General features: G+C 48.8%; 17 protein-coding genes, 2 rRNA genes and 1 other annotated feature. All 19 genes read left to right on the top strand.

Annotation, left to right across the window (positions count from 1 at the left end):
* The first annotated feature begins 14 nt into the window (after positions 1-14).
* The 19 genes from hpt to GVY42_RS10400 all read left to right on the top strand — a co-directional run bounded on the left by hpt (position 15) and on the right by GVY42_RS10400 (position 19,459).
* Positions 15-560 carry a hypoxanthine phosphoribosyltransferase gene (gene hpt / locus GVY42_RS10495; RefSeq protein WP_012727721.1) on the top strand — a complete coding sequence of 182 codons (546 nt, stop codon included), beginning with the start codon at positions 15-17 and terminating at the stop codon, positions 558-560.
* A gap of 105 nt (positions 561-665) precedes the next feature.
* Positions 666-2,690, top strand: a complete 2,025-nt coding sequence (gene ftsH, locus GVY42_RS10490; protein WP_012727720.1) for an ATP-dependent zinc metalloprotease FtsH — start codon at positions 666-668, stop codon at positions 2,688-2,690.
* A gap of 93 nt (positions 2,691-2,783) precedes the next feature.
* Positions 2,784-3,548 (top strand): type III pantothenate kinase, encoded by a 765-nt coding sequence (locus GVY42_RS10485; protein WP_074035307.1) that lies wholly within the window; start codon positions 2,784-2,786, stop codon positions 3,546-3,548.
* Positions 3,549-3,567: 19 nt separating this feature from the next.
* Positions 3,568-4,497, top strand: coding sequence for an Hsp33 family molecular chaperone HslO (hslO, locus tag GVY42_RS10480; RefSeq protein WP_159563166.1), 930 nt, complete (start codon positions 3,568-3,570; stop codon positions 4,495-4,497).
* Positions 4,498-4,581: 84 nt separating this feature from the next.
* Complete coding sequence (gene cysK, locus GVY42_RS10475) at positions 4,582-5,535, top strand: cysteine synthase A (protein ID WP_012727717.1); 954 nt, start codon at positions 4,582-4,584, stop codon at positions 5,533-5,535.
* A gap of 94 nt (positions 5,536-5,629) precedes the next feature.
* Positions 5,630-7,009 carry an anthranilate synthase component I family protein gene (locus tag GVY42_RS10470; RefSeq protein ID WP_305775283.1) on the top strand — a complete coding sequence of 460 codons (1,380 nt, stop codon included), beginning with the start codon at positions 5,630-5,632 and terminating at the stop codon, positions 7,007-7,009.
* Positions 7,006-7,590, top strand: coding sequence for an aminodeoxychorismate/anthranilate synthase component II (gene pabA / locus GVY42_RS10465; protein ID WP_159563165.1), 585 nt, complete (start codon positions 7,006-7,008; stop codon positions 7,588-7,590). The genes GVY42_RS10470 and pabA overlap by 4 nt, the downstream gene beginning before the upstream one ends.
* Complete coding sequence (locus GVY42_RS10460; RefSeq protein ID WP_159563164.1) at positions 7,574-8,392, top strand: aminotransferase class IV; 819 nt, start codon at positions 7,574-7,576, stop codon at positions 8,390-8,392. Before pabA ends, GVY42_RS10460 begins: the two co-directional genes overlap by 17 nt.
* A gap of 11 nt (positions 8,393-8,403) precedes the next feature.
* Positions 8,404-9,189, top strand: a complete 786-nt coding sequence (gene folP / locus GVY42_RS10455; protein WP_159563163.1) for a dihydropteroate synthase — start codon at positions 8,404-8,406, stop codon at positions 9,187-9,189.
* Positions 9,182-9,547 (top strand): dihydroneopterin aldolase, encoded by a 366-nt coding sequence (gene folB, locus GVY42_RS10450; protein ID WP_159563162.1) that lies wholly within the window; start codon positions 9,182-9,184, stop codon positions 9,545-9,547. The genes folP and folB overlap by 8 nt, the downstream gene beginning before the upstream one ends.
* Positions 9,544-10,041 (top strand): 2-amino-4-hydroxy-6-hydroxymethyldihydropteridine diphosphokinase, encoded by a 498-nt coding sequence (gene folK, locus GVY42_RS10445; protein ID WP_159563161.1) that lies wholly within the window; start codon positions 9,544-9,546, stop codon positions 10,039-10,041. The genes folB and folK overlap by 4 nt, the downstream gene beginning before the upstream one ends.
* A 70-nt stretch (positions 10,042-10,111) precedes the next feature.
* Positions 10,112-11,050, top strand: coding sequence for a tRNA dihydrouridine synthase DusB (gene dusB / locus GVY42_RS10440; RefSeq protein WP_230872777.1), 939 nt, complete (start codon positions 10,112-10,114; stop codon positions 11,048-11,050).
* Between the two features lie 148 nt (positions 11,051-11,198).
* Positions 11,199-12,689 carry a lysine--tRNA ligase gene (gene lysS / locus GVY42_RS10435; protein WP_012727709.1) on the top strand — a complete coding sequence of 497 codons (1,491 nt, stop codon included), beginning with the start codon at positions 11,199-11,201 and terminating at the stop codon, positions 12,687-12,689.
* A 358-nt stretch (positions 12,690-13,047) separates the two neighbouring features.
* Positions 13,048-14,304, top strand: a sequence feature (mutual gap in cmsearch alignment for this rRNA model is longer than 100).
* A 324-nt stretch (positions 14,305-14,628) separates the two neighbouring features.
* Positions 14,629-14,745 (top strand): 5S ribosomal RNA (gene rrf / locus GVY42_RS10425).
* A gap of 31 nt (positions 14,746-14,776) precedes the next feature.
* Positions 14,777-14,893 (top strand): 5S ribosomal RNA (gene rrf / locus GVY42_RS10420).
* Positions 14,894-15,039: 146 nt separating this feature from the next.
* Complete coding sequence (locus tag GVY42_RS10415; RefSeq protein WP_074035340.1) at positions 15,040-15,516, top strand: CtsR family transcriptional regulator; 477 nt, start codon at positions 15,040-15,042, stop codon at positions 15,514-15,516.
* 5 nt (positions 15,517-15,521) lie between these two features.
* A complete protein-coding gene (locus GVY42_RS10410) occupies positions 15,522-15,956 on the top strand; it encodes a UvrB/UvrC motif-containing protein (protein WP_074035342.1) in 435 nt (144 codons plus the stop codon).
* On the top strand, positions 15,956-16,999 hold the full coding sequence (locus GVY42_RS10405; protein WP_159563159.1) for a protein arginine kinase: 1,044 nt from the start codon (positions 15,956-15,958) through the stop codon (positions 16,997-16,999). Before GVY42_RS10410 ends, GVY42_RS10405 begins: the two co-directional genes overlap by 1 nt.
* A gap of 24 nt (positions 17,000-17,023) precedes the next feature.
* Positions 17,024-19,459: an ATP-dependent Clp protease ATP-binding subunit gene (locus GVY42_RS10400; RefSeq protein ID WP_012727705.1), complete on the top strand. Its 2,436-nt coding sequence runs from the start codon at positions 17,024-17,026 to the stop codon at positions 19,457-19,459.
* The last annotated feature ends 45 nt before the right edge of the window (positions 19,460-19,504 follow it).

The following is a 19,504-nucleotide window of genomic DNA, read 5'->3' as shown; positions in this document are numbered from 1 at the left end:
AGGAGGATTTCAAGATGTCATTAATGAACGATATGGAGAAAATTTTAATCTCACGTGAAGAGATTCAAGAAAAGGTGAAAGAACTCGCTGGAACATTGAGCGAAGACTATAAAGAAGAGTTCCCGCTTCTCGTATGTGTATTGAAAGGCGCGATGCCATTCATGTCGGACCTCGTCAAAGAAATGGATATCCATTTAGAGATGGATTTCATGGACGTGTCGACGTATCATGGAGGAACTTCTTCGACAGGTGAAGTGAAAATCGAGAAAGATTTAAATACATCTGTAGAAGGACGCGACATCTTGATTGTAGAAGATATTATTGATAGTGGATTGACGCTTGGTTACCTCGTCGATCTTCTTAAATACCGTAAAGCGAAGTCTGTGAAGATTGTCACGCTTCTCGATAAGCCGACTGGCCGTAAAAATGGTTTATCAGCAGACTATAGTGGTTTCGTGATTCCACACGAATTCGTTGTCGGCTACGGTCTTGATTATGAAGAGAAATATCGTAACCTTCCTTATGTCGGTGTGCTCAAACCGAGCGTTTACGGGGGCTAACGTTTTTCTTTTGAAAATGTGACGTGGTAAGATAAAGGAAATCCCCAAAGTATAGGCATATACTGAATGGGCGAGAACATCGTTTCTCGGAATAGGAGGCAGAGAATGAATCGTGCAGTGAAAAACACATTGGTTTTTGGTGTGATTTTCCTAGCCTTGATCTTGTTCCTTCAATATTTGCAGAATCCGAATAGTCAGAGTGAAACGCTCTCGTATTCGAAATTCCTAGAATATGTGGAAGATGATCGGATTGAGACGGCAACCGTACAAGAAATCCCGGGGGCTATCTCGATTACAGGCGATCTTACAGGAGATGAAGACCAACGTTATGAAACAAACATTCCAGCGAACGAAGCGGAATATGCGGATGTATTAACGCAGCTTCGAGCGAATACGGATATTCAAATCGAGGAGGCTGAATCCAACAGTAGCTGGTTCAGCATCGTCTTCGCGATTTTACCGTTCATTATCATCTTCATCTTGTTCTTCTTCTTGTTGAACCAAGCGCAAGGTGGTGGCGGTGGTGGTCGTGTGATGAACTTCGGGAAATCGAAGGCGAAACTATACGACCAAGAGAAACGTCGCGTCACATTCAAAGATGTGGCTGGGGCGGACGAAGAGAAGCAAGAACTCATTGAAGTTGTTGAATTCTTGAAAGATCCTCGCAAATTCTCGAAACTCGGCGCACGTATTCCAAAAGGGGTCTTACTCGTAGGTCCTCCAGGGACAGGTAAAACACTCTTGGCTCGTGCGGTAGCCGGTGAAGCCGGTGTCCCGTTCTTCTCGATCTCAGGTTCAGACTTTGTTGAGATGTTCGTCGGGGTCGGGGCGTCACGTGTTCGTGACTTGTTCGAAAACGCGAAAAAGAATGCGCCATGTATCATCTTCATCGATGAAATTGACGCGGTCGGTCGCCAGCGTGGTGCCGGTCTCGGTGGTGGACACGATGAGCGTGAACAAACATTGAACCAACTCCTTGTTGAGATGGACGGATTCAGTGATAACGAAGGGATCATCATGGTTGCGGCGACAAACCGTCCAGATATCCTTGACCCGGCACTCCTTCGTCCAGGTCGTTTTGACCGTCAAATCACGGTCGATCGTCCGGATGTCAAAGGGCGCGAAGAAGTATTGAAAGTCCATGCACGTAACAAGCCACTCGATTCGACGGTGGACTTGAAGTCGATTGCACAACGTACGCCTGGTTTCTCTGGGGCAGACTTAGAGAACCTCTTGAACGAAGCGGCACTCGTTGCGGCACGTTCGAACCGTACAGCTGTTTCAGTTGTCGATGTGGAAGAAGCGATTGACCGTGTTATCGCAGGTCCTTCGAAGAAGAGTCGCATCATCTCTGAAAAAGAGCGCAACATTGTTGCATATCACGAAGCGGGTCACACAATCATCGGTCTCGAGCTTGAGAATGCGGATGAAGTACACAAAGTGACAATCGTTCCACGCGGAAACGCGGGCGGATATGTCGTCATGCTTCCGAAAGAAGATCGTTACTTCATGACAAAACCTGAACTCGAAGACAAGATTGTTGGTCTTCTTGGTGGTCGCGTCGCCGAAGATGTCATCTTTGGAGAAGTGTCGACCGGAGCGAGCAATGACTTCCAGCGCGCTACTGGTATCGCACGTAAGATGGTCATGGATTACGGGATGAGCGATAAACTCGGACCGCTCCAGCTCGGTTCAAACCATGGCGGACAAGTCTTCCTTGGTCGCGATTTCCAGACAGAGCAGAACTACTCGGATGCGATTGCGCAAGAAATCGATTTGGAGATTCGAGACATCATCAATCGCTGTTACGCGAAAGCGAAGCAGATTTTGACAGATCGTCGCGAAGATCTCGAACTCGTTGCAAAGACGCTGCTTGATGTCGAGACGCTCGACTCGAAACAGATTCGTCATTTGATCAAGACACGCGAGTATCTTCCGCATGAGCCGGAAGAGGACGTGGATGGATCGACGGATGCGGATGACGCAGCGAAGAAAGATGATGCAGCCGTTCAACACGGTCAAGTCGTCGATCAACCTGAAGTTGTCCAAGACAGCCAGCCGGATGTCGTACCTGAAGGCGATAAGCCAGAAGCGACACCGACAGAACGTCCGAATAACGAATCACGTTAATGAAAAAGACGAATGCCCTTGACGAGGCATTCGTCTTTTTTCGTGTTATAATTCGAGCGAACTGCAATTGACAACAAAGTGAGGAACTATATCATGATTTTAGTGATTGATGTTGGAAATACAAATATTGTTCTCGGGATGTACGATGGAGATCATCTCGTACACCATTGGCGCATCTCAACGGATCGTACAAAAACGACCGACGAGTACGGCATGCTGGTGAAATCGCTATTCGATCATTCGAACGTCTCGTTCGACCAGGTCGAGGGAGTGATCTTATCTTCTGTCGTACCTCCTGTTATTTTCCCACTTGAACAAATGTCGCAACGATACTTCAATGTACGTCCAATCGTTGTGGGACCAGGTGTGAAGACAGGGTTGGACATTCACGTCGAGAACCCTCGCGAAGTCGGGGCCGACCGAATCGTTAACGCGGTGGCTGGAATCGCCAAGTATGACGGTCCGCTCATAATTGTTGATTTTGGAACGGCAACCACGTATTGTTACATCGATGAGAAACGTCGTTACCATGGCGGAATCATCTCACCAGGTATCATGATCTCAGTGGAGGCACTCTATCAGCGTGCCGCGAAACTACCTCGGATTGAATTGGCGACCCCGCCGACAGTCATCGGGAAGAACACGATTCAAGCGATGCAATCGGGGACATATTATGGATATGTGGCCCAAGTGGACGGTATCGTGAACCGGATGAAGCGTGAAGTCGGTGAAGCGACTGTCATTGCAACGGGAGGGCTGGCGCGATTGATCAGTGAACATGCAGAGACGATCGACCATGTGGATTCGTTCCTGACACTCGAAGGCCTCCGTCTCATTTACGAGCGCAATCAAAAGTAAACTAAAGGAGTTAAATCATATGATTCATACAGAACAACAAGCATTACTCGACCAGATGAAGGATGACTATCTCGTTCGTGCCCTCGGTTTTAACGGAGAGGTTCGTGCCTTTGCCGCACGCACGACAAAAACGGTATATGAGACGCAACTTCGTCATCAAACGACACCAGTTGCTTCAGCTGCCCTCGGACGGACGATGACGATCGGCTCGATGATTGGAGCGATGCAAAAAGGTGCAGCGCGTGTCACGCTTAAAGTAGAAGGTGATGGTCCAATCGGGAAAATCATCGTGGACGCGGATACAGCGGGAGATGTTCGTGGATATGTGTCGTACCCGCGTGTCGATGGCGGTACATTCGTCAACGAACAAGGGTTGACGAAATTGAAAGTCGGCGAAGCCGTCGGAAAAGGAACCATTTCTGTCATTAAAGACTTAGGATTGAAAGACTATGTCGGCGGTTCTTCAGAGATTCAAACGGGCGAAATCAGTGAAGACTTCACGTACTACTTCGCCACATCTGAGCAAGTGCCGTCAGTCGTCGGGGCGGGTGTCCTCGTCTTACCGGAAGATGAATCGATTCTTGCTGCAGGTGGAATCATCGTCCAGTTGCTCCCGAACGCTTCTGAAGAGACGGTACAAGCGCTCGAAAAAGCACTTCAGACGTTCCCGCCCGTATCGGTTTTGATTGGTGAAGAAAAAACGCCAGAAGAAATGCTTCAATTACTCCTTGGCGATAGCCTCGATGTCCTCGACACGAACCCGATTCAGTTCAACTGCACATGCAGCCGTGAACGAATGGAAAGCGCCATTATCGGTCTCGGAAAAGAAGAGATTCGTCAGATGATTGAAGAAGATGGCGGAGCCGAAGCCGTATGCCATTTCTGTGGCGAAAAGTATCATTTCTCAGCGGAACAGTTAGAGACGATGAAAGTACAGGCACAGGCGTAAGCAACGTTCCAAATTGCATATTTTCAATTCGATAGGGTATGATAACAATATCGGAATAGTCGGAATTATGAAGGAGGAAATGCAATGCGTATCGTAAACTCAGTAACAGACTTGATTGGAAAGACTCCGATTGTGAAATTGAACGGAATGACTGGACCAGAGGATGCCAACGTGTATCTGAAGCTCGAATATATGAACCCGGGATCAAGCGTCAAAGACCGGATCGCCCTCGCCATGATCGAAGCGGCTGAAAAAGACGGCATCTTGAAGCCAGGTGATACAATCATCGAGCCAACTAGCGGAAACACGGGCATCGGTCTCGCGATGGTCAGTGCCGCAAAAGGATATAAAGCCATTCTCGTCATGCCTGAAACGATGAGCATGGAACGCCGAAACCTCCTTCGTGGATACGGGGCCGAATTAATTTTGACACCAGGACCTGAAGGGATGGGTGGAGCGATTCGTCGCGCTACTGAAGAAGCAGAGAAACATGGCTACTTCCTCCCGCAACAATTCAATAACGCAGCTAACCCGAACGTCCATGAAATGACGACGGGACCTGAGATTGTAGAGGCGTTTGAAGAATCAGGACTTTCAGTCGACGCTTTGATTGCCGGAGTCGGGACGGGCGGTACCATCACCGGCGCAGGTAAAGTCGTGAAGGCGAAGTACCCGGACGTAAAAATTCTCGCCGTTGAACCGGTCGATTCACCTGTCTTATCAGGCGGGAAACCGGGACCTCATAAGATTCAAGGGATTGGGGCTGGATTCGTTCCATCCATCCTCGACACGGAGATTTATGAAGGGGTTCTTCAAATCACGACAGAGCAAGCGTTCGAATATGCTCGTCAGGCGGCACGTACGAACGGTGTCCTCGGTGGTATCTCTTCAGGAGCTGCCATTGCGGCAGCACTTGATACAGCGAAACGCCTTGGTAAAGGGAAAAATGTATTGGCGATTATCCCATCAAACGGTGAACGTTACTTGAGCACGCCGCTCTATCAGTTTGATGAAGAGTCAAACGAGAGTCGCGTATAACATTTCAGGCAGTAATCGAGAGACATTCTCTTTCGATTGCTGCCTTTTCTTGTGTACAATAAAAGGCATGAATGAATAGACGGAGGAATGACATGTGAGATCGACTGCGTTCAGAACAAAGCGGATGACGAAAGAGAAGGTGTATGAGGCATACATGACGTTGACGGCGGATCAACCGTATCATGCATGGTTAGAGAGTGGGAGAGCGGGACGGTATACGATTGCGGGAATCGAGCCGTTCGGTCGCTTTCATGTAAAAGACGGTGTCGGACTCTTGCAAGTGGGGGATACGACAGAAACGCTATACGGAAAGCCGCTTGAGCTCGTCAGTGAGGTACGGGAGCGATTTGAGGCCGAGCGTCCGGAAGGGGCTCCTCCTTTCTTTGGTGGCATGATCGGGTATGTCAGTTATGATGTGGTCCGGACGATTGAACGTCTCCCTCAGCAAGCGGAGGATGATTTGTCGACACCAGACGTCTCGTTTCTTCTATTTGACGAGGTGGCGGTGTTCGATGAAGTGGATTCGACCCTGTACTTGATGGTGACGGCGGAGGAAGGTGCAGAACGTAAGGCGGACCGATTGGCGGCCATGTGGAACGTCGAGTCGCATTACGCGTTCAAGCCGACAGGGCAGTCACCGATAGAACGATCGCGCTCCATGTCCCAGGAAGAGTTTGTTGAAGCGGTCAAACGGATTCAGTCCTATATCGTAGAAGGGGATGTGTTCCAAGTGAACTTGAGCGTTCGTCAGTCCGAACCGCTTCTCGCTGACCCGCGTCGAGTATATGATACGTTGCGTCAAATGAATCCATCTCCTTATATGGGCTATTTCGTGGATGACGCTTTAACGATGGTCTCCGCTTCACCAGAGCTGTTGCTTGAAAAACACGGAACCGACATTTCGACACGCCCGATCGCGGGTACGCGTCCACGTGGCAAAGATGATGTGGAAGACTTGAAGTTGGCGAACACATTGCTTGAAAACGAGAAAGAGCGGGCCGAACACGTCATGCTCGTCGATCTTGAACGGAACGACCTCGGCAAGGTGGCGGCATATGGCAGCGTTCATGTTGATGAGTTGATGGTGATTGAGAAGTACTCACACGTACAACATATCGTATCGAACGTACGAGGTTCGATTCGGGATGAAGTGTCAGGAGCCGAAGCACTGGCAGCGATGTTCCCAGGCGGTACCATCACCGGCGCACCGAAAATTCGGACGATGGAAATCATCGAAGAACTCGAACCAGTTCGCCGGGGACTCTACACTGGCTCATATGGTTGGTTAAGTTGGGATGACGACCTCGTCTTCAATATCACGATTCGGACGATGGTCGTAAAAGACGGAATCGCATACGTTCAAGCGGGAGCAGGTATTGTGATCGATTCGGATCCGGTCTCGGAATATGAAGAATCCCTGTCCAAAGCGAAGGCGCTATGGGCGGCGAAACACATGACGGAGGAAACGACATGATTGTATTAATCGACAACTATGACTCATTTACGTATAACTTGGTGCAATATTTCGGTGAACTCGGTCAAGAACTAGTCGTGTATCGAAACGATGAAGTCACGATTCAAGAGATTGAGGCGCTTGCCCCGAGTTATCTTGTCATTTCGCCGGGACCTTGCACTCCGAATGAGGCGGGAATTAGCGTTGAGGCAATCCAAGCGTTTGCGGGTCGTATCCCGATTTTAGGGGTTTGCCTCGGACATCAGGCGATTGCGCAAGCGTTTGGTGGAGAAGTCGTCCATGCTGAGCGGCTCATGCATGGAAAAACGTCGAAGATTCAACATGACGGAAAATCGATTTTCAAGAAGATTCCGCAACAGTCGGTCGTGACCCGTTATCATTCGTTGGCCGTGGAGCGTTCGTCTCTACCAGAATGTCTAGTGGTCACTGCAGAGACGGAGACTGGAGAAATCATGGCACTCCGTCACCGAACGCTTCCGATCGAAGGGGTGCAATATCACCCTGAAGCGATTTTGACTGAGCACGGGAAGGAAATGATTCGAAACTTTATCGAGGAGTATCGTCATGTGGTATTGGCATAACGGAGAGTTAGTCGAACGAGAGAAGGTGTTGATTCCGGTTGAAGATCACGGCTTCTTGTATGGAATGGGCTTGTTTGAGACGTTCCGTACATATGAATTCGTTCCTTTCCTGTTCGATGCCCACTGGGAGCGCTTGATGAAGAGTCTCGATGAGCTGTGGATCGATTTTCCATACACGAAGGAAGAAATCGGGACGGCGATTCAGCAACTGTGCCGTCAAAACGATGCACCCGACCTTTATATCCGCTTGAACGTGTCGGCAGGAGTTGCGCCCCTCGGTCTCTACGCGGGTCGTTATGAGACACCGAACGTCACCATGATCGTCAAACCGCTATCCTCAGAAGTTGTACCACAGGAGAAACGGGTCGAACCGATCCCGTTTCCGAGAAGTCGTCCTGAAGCGGCTTTTCGATTAAAGTCACATCATTATATGAACAATATCCTTGGAAAACGAACCTTACAAGACCAAGGCGCTGAAGGACTATTTGCGGACGAACATGGACATGTGGTGGAAGGGCTCGTGTCGAACATCTTTTGGGTCGGTCCAGATGATATGTTATACACGACTCCGCTATCGAGCGGAGCACTCGCAGGTGTGACACGACAATGGGTGATGAAACATTTCTCTGTAATCGAACAACCCGTGACATTTGAAGAATTGACTGCAGCGAAAGAGATTTGGATGACGAATTCAATCCAACAAGTCGCTCCGGTAACGCATTATGGAAATCTGAGATACCCCGGTAAAGACGGGGTACGATTTAACGAAGTGTGGGCGAAACTCGTTCGCTCAATTGGTTAGGAGGCGGAAGCATGACGAAGGTCATGGGTATTTTAAATGTGACCCCGGACTCGTTTTCGGATGGGGGACGGTATACGGCAATCGAGGAGGCTGTACGACATGCGAAACAACTCGTACAAGAAGGTGCCGATGCGATTGATGTCGGTGGAGAATCAACGAGACCTGGCGCGGTACTTGTTTCCGAAGAAGAAGAGATTGAACGTGTCGTCCCGATCATCCGTCGACTGACAAAAGAAATCGATGTTCCGATTTCGATTGATACGTATAAGCCGATGGTGGCGAGAGCGGCAATCGAGGCCGGTGCGACGATTATCAATGACGTATGGGGTTCGAAATGGGGAGACCGCTCGATGGCACGTGTCGCTTTCGAATATGGAGTTTCGATCATTTTGATGCACAACCGAACAGATCGTGACTATCGTCATTTCATCGAAGATGTGGTCAGCGATCTACAGGAATCAATCGAGATTGCGCATGCAGCGGGCGTAAAGGATGAGCACATTTGGCTAGATCCGGGCATCGGATTTGCGAAAGACGTGACGCAAAACCTCGAACTCATGAATCATCTTGACGTGATCACACGTCTTGGGTATCCGGTTCTGCTCGGCACGTCGCGTAAGTCGTTTATCGGTCATACGCTCGATTTACCAACAGAGGAGCGTCTCGAAGGAACGATTGCGACAACGTGTCTCGGAATCATGAAAGGGTGCGATTGGGTGCGTGTGCACGACGTCAAAGCGAACGCCCGTGCGGCGAAGATGATGGATGCGATGATTGGAGGGGATAGACATGGATAAAATATTTGTGAACGGGATGCGTTTTTACGGTTATCATGGGGTGTTTGAAGAAGAAAACCGTCTCGGTCAACGGTTTCACGTGGATTTAATGTGTGAACTGGACCTCGCGCCTGCGGGACGTTCGGATGACTTAAACAATGGGGTCAGCTATGCCGGCTTGTATCAGTTGACGGAAGATATTGTGACGGGAGAACCGGTCAATTTGTTAGAAACACTCGGAGAACGCATCACGACAGCCGTGTTGGCGCATAGTGAGTTGATTCAACGTGTGACGGTTAAAGTAATTAAACCGGACCCACCCATCCCGGGACACTATGATTCAGTAGCAATCGAGATGACAAGGGGACGGACGTCATGATTTATATTGCATTAGGCGCCAATATCGGAGATCGGGCTAGACAGTTGTCTGCGGCAATCGATGAGATGGAGCGAACAGGTCTCCACGTCACGAAACAGTCGTCGGTCTATGAGACGGCTCCTGTCGGATATACAGAGCAACCTTCGTTTTTTAATATGGTGGTCGAAGTCGAGAGTCATCAATCCTCGGACGAACTGCTCAACACGCTTCAACAGATCGAACAACGATTAGGACGGGAACGTCTATTTAAGAACGGACCGCGTACCATCGACCTTGACATCCTCTTTTATAATGGGGAAGATATACAATCAGAACACTTAACGGTTCCGCATCCGCGCATGCAGGAACGTGCATTTGTTCTCGCCCCGTTAGCAGAGATCGCACCAGAACTCGTCGTTCGAGGACAAACGGTCGCCTCCTGGCTCGAAGGGCTACCGATGACGGACCGCCAAGATGTCGTCCGGTTACAGTTGCTTAGGAATTTGGTGAAATGAAGGATGTGTTGTCTTGACAGGCTTTAAGATTGGAAACATAGATATTAAAAACCGTGCAGTCCTCGCACCGATGGCTGGCGTGACCAACCCTGCTTTTCGTTTGATTGCAAAAGAGTTCGGAGCGGGACTCGTCTGTGCCGAAATGGTTAGCGATAAAGGCATCTTGCTCGAGAACGCTCGGACGATGCGTATGCTATACGTCGATGAACGAGAGAAACCGCTCAGTTTACAAATCTTCGGCGGTTCGAAAGATACACTCGTCAGAGCGGCACAGTACGTCGATCAAAACACCAATGCGGATATCATTGATATCAACATGGGTTGTCCCGTACCGAAAGTGACGAAGTGTGACGCAGGGGCGAAGTGGTTACTCGACCCGGATAAAGTGTATGAGATGGTGAATGCCGTCACGAATGTCGTCGAAAAACCGGTCACGGTGAAAATGCGACTCGGTTGGGATGACGAGCACATCTTTATTTTGGATAATGTTAAGGCGGCTCAGACGGGTGGAGCAGCAGCGATTGCCATTCATGGACGTACGCGTGCCCAACAATATGAAGGAACCGCGAATTGGGATTGGATTGGCGAGGCGAAGAAAGTAGCGACCGTCCCGATTATCGGAAACGGGGATATCGCGACCCCGCAGGATGCGAAACGTGTGATTGACCAATATGGTGTGGATGCCGTCATGATTGGACGCGCTGCACTCGGGAATCCGTGGATGCTCTATCAAACGGTTCAGTACCTCGAAACAGGGGAGCTCCCTCCGGAACCAGAGGCGCGTGAGAAAATCGATATCTGCATGCTTCATCTCGACCGGTTGAGTGCAATCAAAGGTGAGCTGACAGCCGTACGCGAAATGCGTCAACACGCGGCTTGGTATTTGAAAGGGTTGAAAGGCAGTGGTCCGATTCGCAAACAAATCAATGAAACGGAATCGCGCGAGGCGTTCGCGGCGGTCCTTTATGGATTTGTGGACCAACTCGAACGACAACTGTCAGAAGTGTGAACTAGTGAAAAGAACTAATTTATGGTAAGCTTGTTTGGCGAAAAAGTGCACCACAACGAATGAACGGCTTCGGCTGTGCTGTTGGCCATCGGGTCGACAGTTTTTTGTTAGAGAGAAACCCAATATGGATAGAGGAGTGAATGGAATAGTGAGCCACGAGTTAGAAATGAATGATCAAATGCAGGTTCGTTTTGAGAAGATGACCGATATGCGTGAGCGCGGTCTCGACCCGTTCGGTCACCGCTTTGATCGTTCTGCACACGCAGGTGAATTACATGAGCAGTATGAATCAATTGAAAAAGAGGCTTTGGCTGAACAAGATGTAGAAGTCACATTGGCTGGACGCATCATGACGAAACGTGGGAAAGGGAAGGTTTTCTTTGCCCACATTCAAGATGTGACAGGTCAAATTCAAATTTACGTTCGTAAAAATGATGTCGGGGATGAGCCGTTTGACTTATTCAAGTCTTCAGACCTCGGTGACATCGTCGGTGTAAAAGGGAAGCTCTTTAAAACGAACGTTGGTGAGCTTTCGATTCACGTGGAAGAGTTTGAATTATTGACGAAGGCGCTTCGGCCGCTTCCGGACAAATATCATGGATTAAAAGATGTGGAACAGCGCTATCGCCAACGCTATCTTGATTTGATTACAAACCAGGACTCGCGTCAGACATTCATTTTGCGTAGCCGCATCATTTCTGAGATTCGCAACTTCTTAAACCAAAAAGGATATTTAGAAGTGGAAACACCGATGTTACACACGATTGCGGGTGGAGCAGCGGCACGTCCGTTCTTAACGCATCATAATGCGTTGGATATGGAACTCTACATGCGTATTGCCATCGAACTTCACTTGAAACGCTTGATTGTTGGTGGACTCGAGCGCGTGTACGAAATCGGGCGTGTATTCCGTAACGAAGGGATTTCTACACGTCACAACCCTGAATTCACGATGATCGAATTGTATGAAGCCTATGCAGATTACAACGACATCATGGATTTGACGGAAGAATTGGTTGCGCACGTAGCGAAAGAAGTGCTCGGTACAACAGATGTGCAGTATGGTGAAGATACGATCCATCTTGGCATCGGTTGGAAACGTGCACATATGGTCGACCTTGTTAAAGAAGAGACAGGTGTAGACTTCTGGCAACAAATGTCCGATGAAGAAGCACGAGCACTTGCAAAAGAACACGGTGTAGAAGTACAAGATCATATGACGTTTGGTCATATCGTGAATGAATTCTTCGAGCAGAAAGTAGAAGAAACATTGCTTCAACCGACATTTGTCACAGGACATCCGGTTGAAGTATCACCATTGGCGAAGAAGAATGAAACAGATCCACGCTTCACGGATCGTTTCGAGCTATTCATTGTTCGTCGTGAACATGCGAATGCCTTCACGGAGTTGAATGACCCAATCGATCAACGTGAACGCTTTGAAGCACAGTTGCTTGAAAAAGAAGCGGGGAACGATGAGGCGCACGAACTCGATAACGATTTCCTTGAAGCGCTTGAATATGGTATGCCGCCAACGGGTGGGCTTGGAATCGGGATTGACCGTCTCGTCATGTTATTGACGAACGCGCCTTCAATCCGTGACGTTCTTCTTTTCCCAACGATGCGTCATCAACAATAATCAATTAAGTGGTCGGATCATACGTGAGTATGATTCGGCTTCTTTATTTTTGATAGCCTCGAAACGCATAGGTATGCCGTTAAACAGAAGGGATACTAAAGATATAAAACTTTTTTAAAAAAACTTTTACAAAACCCCTTGCGTTAATGAGAGGTGTACGGTAAAGTAATAAACGTTGCCGCTGATGGCAGCGGAAAAGAAATAAAAAAGTGGTTGACAACTGTGTCGATGACTTGTATTATTTTAAGAGTCGCCAAGAGCGGCAGACGAACTTTGAAAACTGAACGATGAGGCAAAAATAAGTTTTACAATTTTTGAATGAAGCGCAAGCTTCGTCAATTTAAGAGCTATATCAAATTCTTTGGAGAGTTTGATCCTGGCTCAGGACGAACGCTGGCGGCGTGCCTAATACATGCAAGTCGAGCGCAGGAAACCGCCTGAACCCTTCGGGGGGACGACGGTGGAATGAGCGGCGGACNCGGTACAGAGATGTACCTTCCCCTTCGGGGGCAGGGGTGACAGGTGGTGCATGGTTGTCGTCAGCTCGTGTCGTGAGATGTTGGGTTAAGTCCCGCAACGAGCGCAACCCTTGTCCTTAGTTGCCAGCATTAAGTTGGGCACTCTAGGGAGACTGCCGGTGACAAACCGGAGGAAGGTGGGGATGACGTCAAATCATCATGCCCCTTATGAGTTGGGCTACACACGTGCTACAATGGACGGTANCTTCCCCTTCGGGGGCAGGGGTGACAGGTGGTGCATGGTTGTCGTCAGCTCGTGTCGTGAGATGTTGGGTTAAGTCCCGCAACGAGCGCAACCCTTGTCCTTAGTTGCCAGCATTAAGTTGGGCACTCTAGGGAGACTGCCGGTGACAAACCGGAGGAAGGTGGGGATGACGTCAAATCATCATGCCCCTTATGAGTTGGGCTACACACGTGCTACAATGGACGGTACAAAGGGCAGCGAAGCGTCGCAAGGCTGAAACTCAAAGGAATTGACGGGGACCCGCACAAGCGGTGGAGCATGTGGTTTAATTCGAAGCAACGCGAAGAACCTTACCAACTCTTGACATCCCCCTGACCGGTACAGAGATGTACCTTCCCCTTCGGGGGCAGGGGTGACAGGTGGTGCATGGTTGTCGTCAGCTCGTGTCGTGAGATGTTGGGTTAAGTCCCGCAACGAGCGCAACCCTTGTCCTTAGTTGCCAGCATTTAGTTGGGCACTCTAGGGAGACTGCCGGTGACAAACCGGAGGAAGGTGGGGATGACGTCAAATCATCATGCCCCTTATGAGTTGGGCTACACACGTGCTACAATGGACGGTACAAAGGGCAGCGAAGCCGCGAGGTGGAGCCAATCCCAGAAAGCCGTTCTCAGTTCGGATTGCAGGCTGCAACTCGCCTGCATGAAGTCGGAATCGCTAGTAATCGCAGGTCAGCATACTGCGGTGAATACGTTCCCGGGTCTTGTACACACCGCCCGTCACACCACGAGAGTTTGCAACACCCGAAGTCGGTGAGGTAACCGTAAGGAGCCAGCCGCCGAAGGTGGGGCAGATGATTGGGGTGAAGTCGTAACAAGGTAGCCGTATCGGAAGGTGCGGCTGGATCACCTCCTTTCTAAGGAAAATGCCCATGTGGCATTGCCCATCGTTCAGTTTTGAGGGTTCGTCCCTCGATTGTTCCTTGAAAACTGAAGATTCATCAAGACATCAAAAACCAATTTCACATATGGTCCATAATGGACCGTGTGTCTTAGACGCTAGATCAAGGTAGAAAGGGCGTACGGTGGATGCCTTGGCACTAAGACGATGAGGTAGATAGGTCATGGGTGGAAGCGTGGTGACACGTGGAGCTGAATGATACTAATCGGTCGAGGCTTTGATCTAGTCTAATGGTTTGTGTTGATGAATCCTCAGTTTTCAGGGAACAAGCCCTGTAGAGTCTGGTGGCGATAGCGAGACGGCCACACCCGTTCCCATGCCGAACACGGAAGTTAAGCGTCTCAGCGCCGAAAGTAGNCGAGGCTTTGATCTAGTCTAATGGTTTGTGTTGATGAATCCTCAGTTTTCAGGGAACAAGCCCTGTAGAGTCTGGTGGCGATAGCGAGACGGCCACACCCGTTCCCATGCCGAACACGGAAGTTAAGCGTCTCAGCGCCGAAAGTAGTTGGGGGATCTCCCCCTGTGAGGATAGGACGTTGCCAGGCAACAACGCAGGACGACCGAGCATACGCTCGGTCGTTTTTTTGTTTTAGCGATGCTCTCGACATAGAGGCATCGCTTTTCGTTTGCCTTTTTTTAAATCAATGATAAAATATAGTCAAAAGTCAAAGATGGTCAGAGGGTGGTGGAGATGAGAAATATTTCGGATGTCATCGAACAGTATTTGAAGCAAGTCTTGAAGGAAAGTCAGGCAAACGCAATTGAAATCAAACGTCAAGATATCGCACAACGATTCGAATGTGTCCCATCCCAAATCAATTACGTCATCAACACACGTTTTACCGTCGAAAAAGGATATTTAGTAGAAAGTAAACGTGGCGGTGGCGGATATATTCGTATTCGACGCGTTATTTTACACGAAAAGCAAGATGTTCTCTCTAGTTTGATGGATATCATTCATGAACATCCACGTTTGAACGAACAGCTCGTTGAAAATGTGCTGATTCGATTGGTTGAAGAACAGATGATGCACGAACAAGAGGCGCAGTTGATCTATCATCTCTTATCAGATGAAGCATTGAACTTACAAGTTGACGATCGCTCCTATATTCGACGTCAGCAACTACTCGCGCTGATGAAAGTACTTCGTTATCGTAATGGAGGGTAAGTCGTATGCTATGCGAACGTTGTAAACAGCGACCGGCTGTCAATGAAGTCGTTGTCATGGAACAGGACGTACCCGTAAAAAAACGGCTATGTCGACAATGTACGGTAGAACTTATGACGGGCTATGTGCCGGTCGTAAAGCGCTGCCCAACCTGTCAGATGACGCGTCAAGATTTATTGCGTGTACGAAAAGCAGGATGTGCTATGTGTTATACCGTATTTCGTGATGAACTGATTAAAATCACACGTCAATATCAACAAGGACATGATCATCATATCGGTTCGGTCCCTGACCAGTTACGTACACCACATGAACGAATCGAAGAGCGGCTCGAAAAGTTGGCAGGGGAGTTGACCCGTGCTGTCGAACAAGAAGATTATGAACGAGCAGCACGCATTCAAAAAGAAATGAAGCAATTAGAAGGGCAAGGTGATGTCTAATGGAAACGTTCCTAACACATCCACTTGGTCCCAAAATGAAAGAGCGTGCCAAATTGGATGACCTGGTTGTCTCCACAAGAATCCGACTGGCACGTAACGTCAAAGACACTGTATTTTCGCCAGTCCTTTCTAAAGAAGGAGAACGTCAACTATGTGATCGTCTCGAAGGACGGTTACATGGGTTAAAGGGATTTGAATATCTTCATATGCGTGATTATGATGAAGTCACCCGACAGGCATTGATGGAAAAACATTTGATTAGTCCGGCCATTGCGACCAACGAAGAAAGTGCAGTCTTTTTAAGTGAAGATGAAACTATCAGTGTGTTGATTAACGAGGAAGATCATTTACGAATTCAGACCTTACTCCCAGGTTATCAAGTGAAAGAGGCGTTTGAATTAGCGACTCAAGTAGACGCACTGTGCGCGGAATCACTCTCATACGCCTTTGACGAACAGTTAGGCTACTTGACGACATGTCCAAGCAATATCGGAACAGGACTCCGGGCCTCGGTCATGTTACACTTACCGGGTCTCACGTTAACGGGTCGAATCAGCCCCATTTTGCGAGAGCTTCGAAAACTCGGCTATACGATTCGAGGTCGTTACGGAGAAGGTAGCGATGCGGCAGGACGGTTGTTCCAGCTGTCAAATCAGCGGACATTAGGCAGTCATGAATCACAACTGTTAGCTGACTTTATGGAAGTGACAGAACAAGTGATTCAAGCAGAACGTCATGCGCGTGAAGAGCTCATCGCACATCGACAAGAAGAGTTAGAGGATCGGTTTTATCGGTCATATGGTATTTTACGATATGCCAAACTTCTTTCTTCTACGGAAGCCATTGAGCGACTATCTGATTTACATTTAGCGAGTGACTTAGGGATTTTGTCTGATTGGAGTCCGCCGAAGTTCCATGAACTCATCGTTCGGTTACAATCAGGTTTTCTACAAAAACATTTCGGGAAAACATTATCTACGCAAGAACGGGATCGAGAACGAGCGACACTTGTTCGTCGGACGTTAGATCAAGGCTTAGTTTGATCCAACTATAAGGAGGTTATGTCAATGATGTTTGGACGATTTACAGAACGAGCACAACGCGTATTAGCTTTAGCACAAGAGGAAGCCGTACGTCTTGGCCATCATAATATTGGTACAGAACATATTTTATTAGGATTGGTTCGTGAAGGAGAAGGAATCGCGGCAAAAGCGCTCTTCGCCCTCGGATTGACCTCTGAAAAAATCCAACAAGAAGTAGAATCATTGATTGGACGTGGTTCAGAGAATGGATCGACAATTCATTACACACCGCGTGCGAAAAAGGTCATTGAGCTCTCGATGGATGAGGCTCGGAAATTGGGACACTCTTACGTCGGAACGGAACACATCCTTCTAGGATTGATTCGTGAAGGAGAAGGGGTCGCGGCACGCGTCCTCAATAACCTTGGAATCAGTTTGACGAAAGCACGCCAACAAGTGTTGCAACTTCTCGGGAACACGGAGTCATCTTCAAATGCTTCGCAACCTGGGGCGAGCGCCGCAACACCAACGCTTGACGGATTGGCACGCGATTTGACACAACAAGCGCGCGAGTCTCGTTTGGATCCGGTCATCGGACGCGCAGGCGAAATTCAACGTGTCATCGAAGTGTTGTCGCGTCGGACGAAGAACAACCCGGTTCTAATTGGGGAACCAGGAGTCGGGAAAACAGCGGTCGTCGAAGGTCTCGCTCAGCAAATCATCAACAACGAGGTACCTGAAACGCTTCGAAACAAACGCGTCATGGTGCTCGATATGGGAACGCTTGTCGCAGGCACGAAATATCGTGGTGAATTCGAAGATCGCTTGAAAAAAGTGATGGACGAAATTCGTCAAGCCGGTAACGTCATTCTCTTCATCGATGAGTTACACACATTGATTGGTGCGGGTGGTGCAGAAGGTGCAATCGACGCCTCTAACATTCTTAAGCCGTCATTGGCTCGCGGTGAACTTCAATGTATCGGGGCGACTACACTAGATGAATACCGGAAGTACATCGAAAAAGATGCAGCGCTTGAGCGCCGCTTCCAACCGATTCAAGTGAACGAACCGACAACAGAAGAAGCTGAACAAATCCTACTCGGGTTACGCGATCGCTATGAAGCACACCACCGTGTGACAATTACAGATACGGCGATTCATGAGGCGGTCGTCCTTTCTGACCGTTACATCTCCGATCGTTTCTTGCCGGATAAGGCGATCGACCTCGTCGACGAGGCGGCATCAAAAGTACGACTTCGCTCATTCACGGCACCACCGAATTTGAAAGAGTTGGAATCCCGTCTCGAATCGATTCGTAAAGAGAAAGACTCTGCCGTACAAAGCCAAGAGTTTGAAAAAGCAGCTTCCCTTCGCGATACGGAACAGAAGTTACGCGATGAGTTAGAAGAGTTGAAAGCAGAATGGCAGAACAAGCAAGGTAACGAAAAACTTGAAGTGACGAAAGAAGATATCGCTCAAGTTGTTGCGAACTGGACAGGTGTACCGGTCACGAAGATTGCCGAAGAAGAGACAGACCGTCTCCTCAAACTCGAATCGATTCTTCACAACCGTGTCATCGGTCAAGACGATGCGGTGAAATCAATTTCCCGTGCGATCCGTCGCGCCCGGGCCGGATTGAAAGATCCGAAACGTCCAATCGGGTCATTCATCTTCCTCGGACCGACCGGAGTCGGGAAAACAGAGCTCGCCCGTGCAGTTGCCGAAGCGATGTTTGGCGATGAAGATGCCATCATTCGAATCGACATGTCCGAGTACATGGAAAAACATGCGACGAGCCGTCTCGTCGGTTCGCCTCCTGGTTATGTTGGTTACGAAGAAGGCGGTCAATTGACTGAAAAAGTGCGTCGGAAACCTTACTCGGTTATCCTACTCGATGAAATCGAAAAAGCGCACCCAGAAGTATTCAACATCTTGCTTCAAGTGTTAGACGACGGTCGCTTGACGGATTCGAAAGGTCGCACAGTCGACTTCCGAAACACAGTCATCATCATGACGTCTAACGTCGGAGCCGCAGCGCTTCAACGAAACAAATATGTAGGATTCACAGTGGAAGATGATGTGAAACGTGAATATACGGAAATGAAGGACAAAGTACTCGAGGAATTGAAGAAAGCGTTCCGACCTGAGTTCTTGAACCGGATTGATGAAATCACGGTATTCCATTCACTTCAAAAAGAGCACATTCAAGAAATCATCAAACTTATGGCAGAGACACTTAAGAAACGTCTCGCCGAACAAGGTGTTGATTTCAGCTTGACGGATGCGGCACTCGATAAAATTGCCGATGTCGGCTACGATCCGGAATACGGGGCTCGTCCTCTCCGTCGTGCCCTTCAACGGGAAGTGGAGGACCGCCTCTCAGAAGCAATGCTCGGCGGCACAATCGCTAGAGGCAGTAAAGTTGCGCTCGACGTACAAGATGGAGAGTTCGTCGTTCGTAACGAAGGTGTAGTTCAGTAAAACATTCAGCTCCCTCGTCGTTTAGAGGGAGCTTTTTTTAGACAG

The organism is Exiguobacterium sp. 8A (assembly GCF_902506275.1).
Classification (GTDB): domain Bacteria; phylum Bacillota; class Bacilli; order Exiguobacteriales; family Exiguobacteriaceae; genus Exiguobacterium; species Exiguobacterium profundum.
Note: the sequence above shows the minus strand (reverse complement) of the source record. Positions and strands in the feature narration are given on the sequence as shown.